Here is an 11,371-nt window from a genome sequence, read left to right as displayed (position 1 = left end):
GTCGGTCTCCGGTTCGGAGACCGGCTCGCTGCGAGAGCGGTGTGGCTCGTCGCAGACCGTCGGTGCCGTAGGCAAGACCACCTCGCTGCGCCAGGCGGGTGAGGTGACAGAGCCTCTCGTGGTCGGCGTGGTGATCTCACTCGTCACACCGGCGACCGGGGGGCTTTGGTGTCTCACCGCCTTCACGGGCGGCGAGCCGCTGTCGGAACGAACTGCCGGCCAGTCCGATACGAGGTCTCCATTCTGAGCGGGGGCCTTTGTGGCTTGGTCCCGAGGGGCTGCTGGTCAGTAGGTCAGTGGTGCTGGATTCCGAGCTGGTGCGGACCGGAGGGAGGCGTCGTTGGCCGGCCGGGCCGCAGGCTGTCGTCAGTCGTCCAGCCGGCCGGCCCGCCGGGCGTAGCTGCCCGCCTGGAAGCGGCTCTGGGCGCCCAGTTCGGCCAGGAGCTCCGAGACATGGCGGCGGTAGGTGGTGGGGTCTGCTGATCATCGCCGGGCTGGTGGTCAGCCTGTACGGCGGCCGCCTTCGGGCCGCCGTGTTCCGGCCCCGCTCCGCCCAGGCATCCGGCGCCGCGCCCCCGTCCGAGGAGGCCACGGCATGACGACGCCCTCGATGATCCCGGGGGTGGTGGACGGAACGGTGACGGCGTCGACAGAAGTGGACGGAACCGTCTCGTTGCGCATCACCAAGGCCCGCATCTTCGTACCGCACCGCCCGCACCGGGCTGTCTCCCGCCGGACCTTCGCCGTGAGCAGATACCACTCCTCCGGGGTGATGATCGGCTCCCAGTCTCCGACAACGGGCTCACCACGCTCGTCCAGGAAGTCCTTCACCGCCTTACGGAGGTGCTCGGCCTCCTCCGGCGCCAGCGTCCTGCGGTCCTCGCGGTTCCATCCGTACGGTGCCCGGCCGCCGGGGAGCTTGCCCTGCGCCGCCAGTTCCAGGTGCTTGCGCTGCGTACGCCGTGAAGTGTCCGCCGAGGACTTGTCGGCGATGGTGACCTCGATCCTCGCGATGAACCGGCCGTTCTCCGTGGGCAGGTCGATGTCCGACGCGGACACGGAGTCGAAGACGAGCCGACGGCCTCGGCGCTCGGCCTCTTCGTACTCGTCGATCCACGCCTCCAGTTCGCGCGGCTGACGCGAGAAACGGCCGATGTCCCAGGCGACGACCCCGTCGATCCGCCCGGCCTTCAAGTCCTCCGGCATCTGCCGGAACTCGGGGCGTACCGTCCTGCGCTTGTACGCGGAGAGGTCGTTGTCCTCGTAGACCTCGGCGACCTCCCACCCCCGGGCGGCACAGTGCCGTCGGCAGTCCTCCTCCTGCCGTGCGACGCCGAGCCCCTCCGCCTCGTCGTCCTTGCCGATCCGGGTGTGGATGCCCACCTGAATGGCCCCGGAGGACTCCCGTCGTGCCGCCCTGCGCCGGATCGTCGCAGATCCCGAAGCCCCGGCCACAGGTGGCAGACTGCTTCCATGACGACGCACAAGAACCTGCTCGGCGGCCCGGAGCCGACGTACCTCCCGGAGAACGAAGAGGCGTACCGCCTGCTGGGCGAGGAGTCCCAGCCGCCGACCGAGGTCGCGGCGAAGTACCCCACGTTCTTGCTCGCCTGGGCGATGCTCGCGGACGACGCCTTCGAGGCGGGGCGGGTGGTCGAGTCGTACGCGTACGCGCGCACGGGCTATCACCGCGGTCTGGACGCGTTGCGTCGGGCCGGCTGGAAGGGGCATGGCCCCATCCCTTGGGACCACCGGGCCAACCGCGGGTTCCTTCGCTGCCTCGCCGCCCTCGCCCGCGCCGCCGGCGAGATCAACGAGAAGGACGAGACGGAGCGTTGCTGGCAGTTCCTCAAGGACAGCAGCACCGAGGCGTACGCCGAGCTGAAGCGGTAGTCACCACGGCAGAAAGGACTGTGCCGCCGTCCCTCAACAGGAGACGGCGGCACGGGATGCACGTAGGCGTACGACTCCACGACCGCGCCGCGCGCGAACGCCTCGTCGGGGAGGTGCGTCGGGGGCGGGCCGCCGAGGAGGTTCTCGTGAATCGTCATGGAGTCCGGTGTGGCTCACCGGGCGGCGCCGTGGCGCACTGAAGGGGCGCGGTGCACTGCGCGAGCGCGCCGCCTCGACCCGCACCCGGAAGACCGGGCCCGGTCACCGCTCCCCCTCCAGCGGCGGCACCGTCACACTCCCATAGGTCCGGCATTCCGGTCGCGCACACCCCGGACCCGGTCGGCGGACCAGCGCGAAAGCCAACGCCGAGCCCAGCAGCAGCGTGCCCGCGCAGATCGGCATGGCGCGCCGGAACGCCGCGTCGAACGCCGACGGCAGCCGGTACGCCTCCGGGCCCATCCCCGCCAGCAGCGGCAGCGCCGCCACCGCGATCAGGCCGGCGGCCCGCGCCGCCGCGTTGTTGATGCCGCTGGCCAGGCCCGCGCGGGCGGTGTCCACCGAGGCGAGGACCGTCGCCGTCAGGGGGGCCACCAGGGTGACCATGCCGGCGCCCATCACCAGCAGGGCGGGCAGGACGTCCGTCAGGTAGTCGGCGTGCGGCCCCACCCGCAGCATCAGCAGCATCGCCGCCGCGCACAGGAGCGGACCGACCGTCAGGGGCAGCCGGGGGCCCGTGTGGTCGGCGAGGGCGCCGGAGCGGGCCGAGAAGAGCAGCATCAGGGCCGTCGTCGGGAGCATCGCCGTACCGGCCGCGAGCGGGGAGTAGCCCGCCACCACCTGGAGCTGGAGCGCCGTCAGGAAGAAGAACCCGCCGAACGCGGCGTACACGCACAGGGTGACCAGGTTGACCGCCGTGAACTGGCGCGAGGCGAACATGTCCGGCGGGAGCATCGGGTCCGGACGGTGCCGTTCGACGTACCCGAAGGCCACCGCCGCGGCCAGCCCGGCCGCCGCGCTCACCGCCACCACCGCCGAGCCCGCCCGCGCCTCGATCAGCGCGTACGTCAGCAGGGCCAGGGCCAGGGCGCCCAGCACCGCGCCGAGGACGTCGAAGCGGCCGTGCTCGGCGCTGTCCCGGGACTCGGGGACGTGCCGGAGGGCGACCGGTACGCACAGCAGGGCCAGCGGGACGTTGAGCAGGAACACCCAGCGCCAGCCGGGGCCGGTGACCAGCCAGCCGCCCAGGAACGGGCCGATGGCCGCGCCGATGCCCCCGAAGCCCGACCACAGCCCGACCGCCCGGCTTCGGTCGTCGGGGTGGAAGGAGGCCTGGATCAGCGCCAGGGAGCCGGGCGTGAGGAGCGCCCCGCCGATGCCCTGCAGGGCCCGGGAGGCGATCAGCACGGCGGAGTTCGGCGCCAGGCCGCACAGCAGGGACGCGGCGGCGAACCAGACCACGCCCAGCACGAAGATCTTCCGGCGCCCGTAGTGGTCGCCGAGCGAGCCGCCCAGCAGGATCAGGCCGGCCAGCGTGACCATGTACGCGTTGACCGTCCACTGGAGTGCGGCGAGGCTCGCGCCCAGGTCGCGGCCGATGCGCGGCAGCGCGACGTTGACGACGGTCGAGTCCAGCAGGGCCATGCTGGAGCCGAGGACCGTGGTGAGCAGGATCCACTTGCCGCGGGTCGAGGCCAGCCGGACATCGGGCATGTCCTCAGGTATACAGCGGGCCCGGCGCCGTAGACAGCCGCCGGGCCCACCGAAAGGTGCCGCTTACTTGATCTTGTTGCCCGCCGAGCGCAGGTTCTGCGTCGCCTCGACGACACGCGCGGCCATCGACGCCTCGGCCAGCTTGCCCCAGGTGCGCGGGTCGTAGGCCTTCTTGTTGCCGACCTCGCCGTCGACCTTCAGGACGCCGTCGTAGTTGGCGAACATGTGGCCCGCGACGGGACGGGTGAAGGCGTACTGGGTGTCCGTGTCGAGGTTCATCTTCACGACGCCGTTCTCCAGCGCGGTGGCGATCTCCTGCTCGGTGGAGCCGGAGCCGCCGTGGAAGACGAAGTCGAACGGGGACTGCTTGCCGAACTTGGCGGCGACGCCGTCGTTCAGCTCCTTCAGCAGCTCGGGGCGGAGCACGACGTTGCCCGGCTTGTAGACGCCGTGCACGTTGCCGAAGGACGCGGCCAGCAGGTAGCGGCCCTTCTCGCCGAGGCCCAGGGCCTCCGCCGTGCGGATCGCGTCGTCGACCGTGGTGTAGAGCTCGTCGTTGATCTCGTGCGAGACACCGTCCTCCTCACCGCCGGTCGGGGTGATCTCCACCTCCAGGATGATCTTGGCGGCCTGGGTGCGGGCCAGCAGTTCCTGGGCGATGGCGAGGTTGTCGGCGAGGGTCTCGGCCGAGCCGTCCCACATGTGCGACTGGAAGAGCGGGTTGCGGCCGGCCTTCACGCGCTCCTCGGAGATCGCGATCAGCGGACGTACGTACCCGTCGAGCTTGTCCTTCGGGCAGTGGTCCGTGTGCAGCGCGATGTTGACCGGGTACTTCTCGGCGAGGATGTGCGCGTACTCGGCGAGCGCGACCGCGCCGGTCACCATGTCCTTGCTGTACTGACCGCCGAGGAACTCGGCACCGCCGGTCGAGATCTGGACGATGCCGTCGCTCTCCGCCTCCGCGAAGCCGCGCAGCGCCGCGTTCAGGGTCTGGCTCGAGGTGACGTTGATGGCCGGGTAGGCGAACTTGCCTGCCTTCGCCCGGTCGAGCATCTCGTTGTAGACCTCGGGGGTTGCGATGGGCATCTGTCCGCTCCTTGTGTTGCGGGTTGGCGTTGTGCGTTAAGGCCCTGACCTAGACCTGGGGGGTTCGACGCCGTCGTCGGCCCCATCTTTCCAGACCTGGCGCCGTCGTCGGCGCACCGGTCAAGTCCAGGTCGAACCGCCCGTTCAGTCCAGACCCAGTTCATCCTTCGAGAAGGCGAACCGGTACGGAACGCCCGCGCCGGCCTCGATCTTCTCGGCAGCGCCGGTCGCCCGGTCCACGATCGTGGCGACGGCGACGACCTCCGCGCCCGCCTCGCGCACGGCCTCGACGGCGGTGAGCGGGGAGCCGCCGGTGGTGGAGGTGTCCTCGACCACGAGCACGCGGCGGCCGGTGATGTCCGGGCCCTCGACCCGGCGCTGCATGCCGTGCGCCTTGGCCGCCTTGCGGACGACGAAGGCGTCGAGCCGCTTCCCGCGCGCGGCGGCGGCGTGCAGCATGGCCGCCGCGACCGGGTCGGCGCCCATGGTCAGGCCGCCGACCGCGTCGAACTCCAGGTCGGCCGTCAGATCCAGCAGCACCTGCCCGACCAGCGGGGCGGCCTCGCCGTCGAGGGTGACGCGGCGCAGGTCGACGTAGTAGTCGGCCTGCAGCCCCGAGGAGAGCGTCACCTTGCCGTGCACCACGGCCTTGTCCTTGATCTGCTGCAGCAGCGCGCCGCGTACGTCCGTCATGCCGACCAGCTTAGAGGCGCCGCCAGCTCCAGGTCGTCGACGCCTCCAGCGGGTCCACGGGGGTGACCAGGCGTGCGGCGGTGTTCAGGCCGTTGGGCGGGCCGGTCTGCGGCTCCACGCACACGGCCTCGGCCTGCTCGTCGTAGACGACGACCCACTCCTCGCGGCTGGTCACCCTCAGCTCCAGCTGTCCGGGCCAGGTGAGGGTCACGTCGACGCCGCCGGGCATGCCGAAGCAGTCGTCCCAGGGGCCGGGCGCGGGGTCGATGCGCTTGCCGGTGGGCAGGTGGTCCGCGCCGCGCTCCTCCTGCCAGGCGGGCTCGAAGGCGAGCGTCGCGCCCGCGCCGACCGCACCGTCCTCGCCCGTGAGGGTCCGGTTGAACCAGGGGTGCCAGCCGATCTGCGCCGGGAAGGAGTCCGCCGTCGCCTCGACGCCCATCGTCAGGGTCAGGCTGTCCTCGGCGATCTCCACGAGCTGGGTGACCCGGCCGGGGTAGGGCCAGGGGGCGACCAGGTCGTACGTGATCGCCGCCGTGTCCTGCGTGACCTTGGCGACGCTCCAGGCGCCGTCGCGGGCGGTGCCGTGGATGGCGTGCGGCGGGGAGTTGAGCGGCATCTGGTGGACGGTCCCGCCGTCCAGGAAGCGGCCCTCCCTGATCCGGCCGCACCAGGGGACCATCGGGAAGCAGCCGAAGCGGTCCCCCTGGCGGAGCAGTTCCGTGGAACCGACCTTGAGGCCGCTGATCCGGCCGCCGTTGGCAGGGCTGACGCGTACCTGTGCGTCGCCCGCTGTCAGCGTGATGTCTTCGTTACTCACGGGATGACAGTACTGGGCGCCGCCCCGGGGTCTTCCGGGCTCACCGGCGTTTGCGCAGTGCCCGGGTGACGACGATCGCCGACGCCACGGCCAGCGCCGCCGCCGGGGCCGCCCAGCGCAGGGCCTGGCTGCCCGCGACCGTCTGGGGGGCCGGGACCGGGGCGTAGCGGCCGCGCGGCGGGGCGTGGTCGACCTCCTCGGCGCTGCGGCCGATCATCGTGCGACGGGCGTGCGCGGCCTCGGCGGGGGGTTCGCCGGTGTCGGCGAAGTCCTCCGCGAGCCGGTCCGCCTCGGGGTCCAGGGACGGCGGCGGCACCTCGGTGTCGAAGACCGAGGTGTGCGCCTCGTCCCCTGACTCCCCTGACTCCGCCGGCTCCCCTGTTTCCGCCGGCTCCGGTTCCGGCTTTTCCGGCGACGGCTCCGCTCCCAGGTTCTCCACGAAGCGGCCGAGCAGGCGCACGGCCGCCGAACTCACCGCGTCCGCGGGGAGTTCCGCGATCCGGCCGGCCGCGTCCGCCGTGCCCTCGGCCGTGACCGTCGTACCGCCCTCGGTGTCCGCGAGGCGCAGGGTGAGGGCGAGTTGGACGGTGCCGGTGCCGCGGGCCTCGGTGGCGTCGCCCGTCACGTCGTACCCGCCGTCCTCGCGAGGCGTGATCCGGACCGTCCCCCGGTAGGTGACGGAGTGACCGCCGACGCGCAGTTTCAGGCGGCCGGCGACGGGTTCGGCACCGGCGTCCTGCTGAAGGCCGGGGATCGCGCGGGCGACGCGCGCGGGGTCGGCCAGCGCGGCCCGCAGTCGCTCGGCGGGGACCGGAACGAAGACCTGGTGCTCCATGTCGGCTGAGCCTACCCACGCGTGGCCGGAACGTACCCTCGCATCGCGGTCCCCGCCCGCCCCACCGTCAGTAGCGCGGATGGACCAGCGTCGACGCCGGCAGTCCGGGGATCCGGGTGCGCCCGGCCGCCGCCGCGTCCGCCGTGAGACCGGCCTGGGTCAGGGTGTGCGGCGGGCCGGGGTCCAGGCGCAGCGGCGGCGGGGCGGCGGGGGCCGGGGCGGCCAGCAGGAAGGCCCAGTCGTGCGGAGCGCGGGAGGCACCGGCGGCCGAGCGGTCGGGGCCGGCCGCGAAGCCGGAGTCGCGGCCGAGGACCCGGTAGGCGGAGGTGGCGAAGCCGGCCGCGCGCAGCGTCGCGGCGACCGTCCAGAAGCCGCGGGGGCGGGTGCTGACCGCTCCGGCGTGGACGACGAGCCGGCCGCCGGGGGCGAGGACGCGGCGGGCGAGGCCGTAGAACTCCTGGGAGTACAGCTTGGTGCTGGCGGTGATGCCGGGGTCGGGCAGGTCGGCGATCACGACGTCGTACGCCGCCGTGGGCGCCCCGCGCAGCCAGTCGAAGGCGTCGGCCGTGACGACGTGGACGCGCGGGTCGTCGTAGGCGTGGCCGTTGGCCGCGGCGAGGCCGGGGTCGTGGCGGGCCAGCCGGACCAGGCCGGGGTCGATCTCGACGAGGTCGACCCGGCGCACCCCGCGCTCGTCCAGCGCCTCGCGGGCGGCCAGGCCGTCGCCGCCGCCGAGGATGAGCACGCGCGCGTGGGCGCCGCCGGACAGGGCGGGATGGACGAGGGCCTCGTGGTAGCGGCGTGCGTCACGGCCGCCGGCGCGGAGCCGGCCGTCGAGGAAGAGGTCGAGGGGCCTGCCGTCGGTGCCGCCGGCCAGGACGACCTCCTGGACGCCGGTGCGCACGGCGACCCGGACGTCCTCGCCGTAGACGGCGTGCCGGGCGGCGCGGTCGAAGTCGCCGGTGAGGGCGGCGGCGGAGGCGAGGACGCCGAGGACGGTGAGGCCGACGAGGAGCAGGGTCCAGCGGGCCCGGCGGGACAGGTCTCGCCGGAAGAGGCCGAGGACGAGGGCGCCGCCCGCGACCACGTTGACCGTGCCGGTGACGAGCGCGCCGGTCAGCTGGCCGAGGAAGGGCAGCAGGAGGAAGGGGAAGGCCAGACCGCCGACCAGCGCGCCGACGTAGTCCGCGGCGAACAGGTCGGCGACCGCGCCGCCCGCGTCCTGGCGCCGGATGCGCTGGATCAGCTCCATCAGCAGCGGGACCTCGGCGCCGATGAGCAGGCCGATGGCGAGGGAGAAGGCGACCAGCAGGAAGCGGGGGCCGTCGGCCCACATCCCGCCCCAGCCGCCGGTCCAGGCGAAGACGGCGTACAGCGTCATCGCGCTGCAGCCGCCGACGAGCGCGAGGGCGATCTCGATCGCGCCGAAGCCGGCGGCCGCGTGCCAGCGCAGCCGCTTGGCGGCGAGCGAGCCGATGCCCATCGCGAACACCATGACGGACAGCACGACGGAGGACTGGGTGACCGAGTCACCGATCAAGTACGAGGCGAACGCGACGAGTTCGAGTTCGTACACGAGTCCGCAGGCCGCGCAGACGAAGACGCACAGGAGGACCAGGAACCGCCCGGTCCCGGGCCGCACGGGCAGCCGGGCGGGGCCTGTCCAGTGGGGCGGGGCGCCCGGGGGCGCGGGGGCGTGCGGTTCGATCACGGTGCGACGTTACGTCACGCGCTCGGCACGCTTCGTCACCCACACGTGTGGATCTGGGGCGAGTTGGGGCCGATCATGTTTATCCGCCTCACGCGGTCGGCGTCGACACCCGCACGCCCACGCGGGTGCGGGTGGCCACCAACTGGCCGTCCTGCGGGTAGGCGTGCCAGGTCCGCCAGTGCACCTGGCCCTCGTGCCGCTGGGCGAGCATCGCGGTGAAGGCGTGCGGGCTGCCCGGGAAGACGCCCGCGAGGCCGTGCGGATGGTCCGAGACGAGAGCGAGCAACTCCTGGGCGCGGCCCGCGAACGAGCCCGGCGTGAGCAGTTCGACGCGGGCGGCGAACTCGTACTCCCAGTCGCCGACGCGTTTGGCGACGCCGAGCGGCAGCGGGGTGCTGGAACCGGGGATGCACGCGACCGTCTCCGAGCAACTGCCGTGCTTCTCCTCCAGCAGCACTTGGTGGGACGCGCCGAGCAGTCTCAACTGGAGCTGTGCACCGGTCAGTTCGAGGTCGAGCGTGGCCAGGGCGGGCAGTGGCTCGCGCCCCAGGGCCCAGGCGAGGTCGGCGGCGCGCGTATCGGTGTAGGAGGTGTTCAGGGTCGTGAGCATGGATCGGCTCCGCTAACACACGATGAGGGGGAGATCAGCCATGGCAGACAGGTCGGCGCCCCGGCCGTCCCGGCCGGAGGAGGGGTTCTGCGGGACGTCCGAGGGGCTGCGTTGGCGATTTAGAGGGAATCATGAACAGAGCAGCCGCCACAGCGTTTTTACCCAACTTCGTGGGCTTTCCATCCCTCAGAGGGCTCCACTGCTCAACTGTTCAACCATGGCGTACGCCTGGCGCGCACGAACAACGGCCGGGCGCCCGCCGGCCGCCTTCGCCGACGGGCGCCCCTGATGCGGCCCGTCCCCCGATCCCCCCCCCGGCCCCCCGATCCCCCCGGGAAGCTCAGCTGCCCCGTGTCAGCTGCCTCCCCCGCATCCGCCCCCGCCGCACGAGGAGCCCCCGCCGCAGGAATGCCCGCCCCCGCAGGAGTGGTGGCCGCCGCCGCACGAGTGGTGGCCACCGTGGTGTCCCCCGTGACCTCCCGAGGACGACGAGCCCGAGTCACCGGCCCACCAGCTCGCGCCGCCGCCCGCGTACCCGGCCGAGGACGACGACGCCGACGAGCGGATCGACCGGGACCGGCCGCCGCGCTTGCTCAACGACACCTGCGCCCGCCGGCTCCTGCCCCGGCTCCGCAGCGCCCCGATGGTCATGAACCCGACGACTGCCAGCACGACCACGATGACGATGCCCATGGGCGTCACCTTCTTTCCGTTCCCCCGGATTTTCCGTTGCCCCGCGCAGGCCCCCGTGGACCGCGGTGAACGGGGGATGCCCGGCCGCCCGGGGGCTCAAAGCAGAGTTGAGGAACTCCAGAGCTTGGGCGCAGGATGACCGGCATGACCTCCACCGCGCGCCCCCACCTCAATCGCCGCCTCGCCGAGTTCGGGACGACGATCTTCGCCGAGATGTCCGCGCTCGCCACCGCGACCGGCGCGATCAACCTGGGCCAGGGCTTCCCCGACACGGACGGCCCCGAGGAGGTCCGCGAGGCCGCCGTACGGGCGCTGCGCGAGGGCCGGGGCAACCAGTACCCGCCGGGTCCGGGCATCCCCGAGCTGCGCACCGCGATCGCCGCACACCAGCAGCGCCGCTACGGGCTGTCCTTCGATCCCGACACCGAGGTGCTGGTCACGGCCGGCGCGACGGAGGCCGTCGCGGCCTCGATGCTGGCGCTGCTGGAGCCGGGCGACGAGGTCGTGGCCCTGGAGCCGTACTACGACTCCTACGCGGCCTCCATCGCCATGGCGGGCGGCCGCCGCGTCCCGGTGACCCTGCGCCCGGACGACACCGGCTTCCGCCTCGACCTGGACGAACTCCGCGCCGCCGTCACCGACCGCACCCGCCTGCTGCTGATCAACACCCCGCACAACCCGACCGGCACGGTCCTCACGCGCCCGGAGCTGACCGCGATCGCCGAGCTGGCGGTCGAGCGGGATCTGCTGGTGGTGACGGACGAGGTCTACGAGCACCTGGTCTTCGACGGCGCCGAGCACCTGCCGCTCGCCACGTTCCCGGGGATGCGCGAGCGCACGGTCACCATCGGCTCGGCCGGCAAGACGTTCTCCTTCACCGGCTGGAAGGTCGGCTGGGTGACGGGCTCGCCCGAACTGGTCACCGCCGTGCGCTCGGTGAAGCAGTTCCTGACGTACGTCTCCTCGGGCCCCTTCCAGTACGCGGTCGCCGAGGCCCTCGCCCTCCCGGACTCCTACTTCGAGGACTTCCGCCGCTCCATGCAGACCCGCCGCGACCTCCTCGCCGAGGGCCTCACGGCGGCCGGCTTCCGGGTCTTCGCCCCGGCCGGCACGTACTTCATCACCACCGACATCCGCCCCCTCGGCGAGAAGGACGGCTTCGCCTTCTGCCGCGCCCTGCCCGAACGGGCCGGCGTGGTGGCCATCCCGAACGCGGTCTTCTACGACGACCGGGACGCCGGGGCACCGTTCGTACGGTTCGCGTTCTGCAAGCGGGAGGACGTGCTGCGGCAGGCGGCGGAACGCCTGCGCGCGATGTGAGCA

Annotated in this window: 11 protein-coding genes and 1 pseudogene; 2 read left to right on the top strand and 10 right to left on the bottom strand. The window is 72.8% G+C overall.

The window, feature by feature from the left end; translation table 11 throughout:
- Window positions 1-501: 501 nt before the first annotated feature.
- The gene (locus ACFC8N_RS11885) at window positions 502-1,383 is read right to left on the bottom strand and encodes a recombinase family protein (RefSeq protein ID WP_376288007.1); all 882 of its coding nucleotides are present in this window, start codon (window positions 1,381-1,383) and stop codon (window positions 502-504) included.
- A gap of 90 nt (window positions 1,384-1,473) precedes the next feature.
- Here ACFC8N_RS11885 and ACFC8N_RS11880 point away from each other — a divergent pair, with 90 nt between their 5' ends.
- Window positions 1,474-1,893 (top strand): DUF3151 domain-containing protein, encoded by a 420-nt coding sequence (locus ACFC8N_RS11880; protein WP_376288006.1) that lies wholly within the window; start codon window positions 1,474-1,476, stop codon window positions 1,891-1,893.
- A 62-nt stretch (window positions 1,894-1,955) separates the two neighbouring features.
- Here ACFC8N_RS11880 and ACFC8N_RS11875 read toward each other — a convergent pair.
- The 9 genes and pseudogenes from ACFC8N_RS11875 to ACFC8N_RS11835 form a co-directional block, all read right to left on the bottom strand.
- A pseudogene (locus ACFC8N_RS11875) lies at window positions 1,956-2,051 on the bottom strand (DUF3151 domain-containing protein); the annotation flags it as partial.
- 103 nt (window positions 2,052-2,154) lie between these two features.
- Complete coding sequence (locus tag ACFC8N_RS11870; protein ID WP_356029806.1) at window positions 2,155-3,603, bottom strand: MFS transporter; 1,449 nt, start codon at window positions 3,601-3,603, stop codon at window positions 2,155-2,157.
- Window positions 3,604-3,666: 63 nt separating this feature from the next.
- Complete coding sequence (gene fbaA / locus ACFC8N_RS11865; RefSeq protein WP_356029807.1) at window positions 3,667-4,689, bottom strand: class II fructose-bisphosphate aldolase; 1,023 nt, start codon at window positions 4,687-4,689, stop codon at window positions 3,667-3,669.
- A gap of 144 nt (window positions 4,690-4,833) precedes the next feature.
- Complete coding sequence (gene pyrE / locus ACFC8N_RS11860) at window positions 4,834-5,382, bottom strand: orotate phosphoribosyltransferase (protein WP_356029809.1); 549 nt, start codon at window positions 5,380-5,382, stop codon at window positions 4,834-4,836.
- 10 nt (window positions 5,383-5,392) lie between these two features.
- Window positions 5,393-6,199 (bottom strand): aldose 1-epimerase, encoded by an 807-nt coding sequence (locus ACFC8N_RS11855; RefSeq protein WP_356029811.1) that lies wholly within the window; start codon window positions 6,197-6,199, stop codon window positions 5,393-5,395.
- A gap of 40 nt (window positions 6,200-6,239) precedes the next feature.
- Window positions 6,240-7,034: an SRPBCC domain-containing protein gene (locus ACFC8N_RS11850; RefSeq protein WP_362822373.1), complete on the bottom strand. Its 795-nt coding sequence runs from the start codon at window positions 7,032-7,034 to the stop codon at window positions 6,240-6,242.
- Between the two features lie 67 nt (window positions 7,035-7,101).
- On the bottom strand, window positions 7,102-8,745 hold the full coding sequence (locus ACFC8N_RS11845; protein WP_376288005.1) for a polyamine aminopropyltransferase: 1,644 nt from the start codon (window positions 8,743-8,745) through the stop codon (window positions 7,102-7,104).
- A gap of 88 nt (window positions 8,746-8,833) precedes the next feature.
- On the bottom strand, window positions 8,834-9,355 hold the full coding sequence (locus ACFC8N_RS11840; RefSeq protein ID WP_362822374.1) for a DUF2617 family protein: 522 nt from the start codon (window positions 9,353-9,355) through the stop codon (window positions 8,834-8,836).
- 354 nt (window positions 9,356-9,709) lie between these two features.
- Window positions 9,710-10,048, bottom strand: a complete 339-nt coding sequence (locus ACFC8N_RS11835; protein ID WP_356029817.1) for a hypothetical protein — start codon at window positions 10,046-10,048, stop codon at window positions 9,710-9,712.
- 135 nt (window positions 10,049-10,183) lie between these two features.
- Here ACFC8N_RS11835 and ACFC8N_RS11830 point away from each other — a divergent pair, with 135 nt between their 5' ends.
- Window positions 10,184-11,368, top strand: coding sequence for a pyridoxal phosphate-dependent aminotransferase (locus tag ACFC8N_RS11830; RefSeq protein WP_362822375.1), 1,185 nt, complete (start codon window positions 10,184-10,186; stop codon window positions 11,366-11,368).
- Window positions 11,369-11,371 lie beyond the last annotated feature (3 nt).

This window comes from Streptomyces sp. NPDC055966 (genome assembly GCF_042269865.1).
Taxonomy (GTDB): Bacteria; Actinomycetota; Actinomycetes; order Streptomycetales; family Streptomycetaceae; genus Streptomyces.
Note: the sequence above shows the minus strand (reverse complement) of the source record. Positions and strands in the feature narration are given on the sequence as shown.

Excerpts from the sequence above, each read along its gene's own strand:
- ACFC8N_RS11880 (WP_376288006.1), top strand. The coding sequence starts at position 1,474 with ATGACGACGCACAAGAACCTGCTCGGCGGCCCGGAGCCGACGTACCTC.
- ACFC8N_RS11870 (WP_356029806.1), bottom strand. The coding sequence starts at position 3,603 with ATGCCCGATGTCCGGCTGGCCTCGACCCGCGGCAAGTGGATCCTGCTC.
- fbaA (WP_356029807.1), bottom strand. The coding sequence starts at position 4,689 with ATGCCCATCGCAACCCCCGAGGTCTACAACGAGATGCTCGACCGGGCG.
- pyrE (WP_356029809.1), bottom strand. The coding sequence starts at position 5,382 with ATGACGGACGTACGCGGCGCGCTGCTGCAGCAGATCAAGGACAAGGCC.
- ACFC8N_RS11850 (WP_362822373.1), bottom strand. The coding sequence starts at position 7,034 with ATGGAGCACCAGGTCTTCGTTCCGGTCCCCGCCGAGCGACTGCGGGCC.
- ACFC8N_RS11840 (WP_362822374.1), bottom strand. The coding sequence starts at position 9,355 with ATGCTCACGACCCTGAACACCTCCTACACCGATACGCGCGCCGCCGAC.
- ACFC8N_RS11835 (WP_356029817.1), bottom strand. The coding sequence starts at position 10,048 with ATGGGCATCGTCATCGTGGTCGTGCTGGCAGTCGTCGGGTTCATGACC.
- ACFC8N_RS11830 (WP_362822375.1), top strand. The coding sequence starts at position 10,184 with ATGACCGGCATGACCTCCACCGCGCGCCCCCACCTCAATCGCCGCCTC.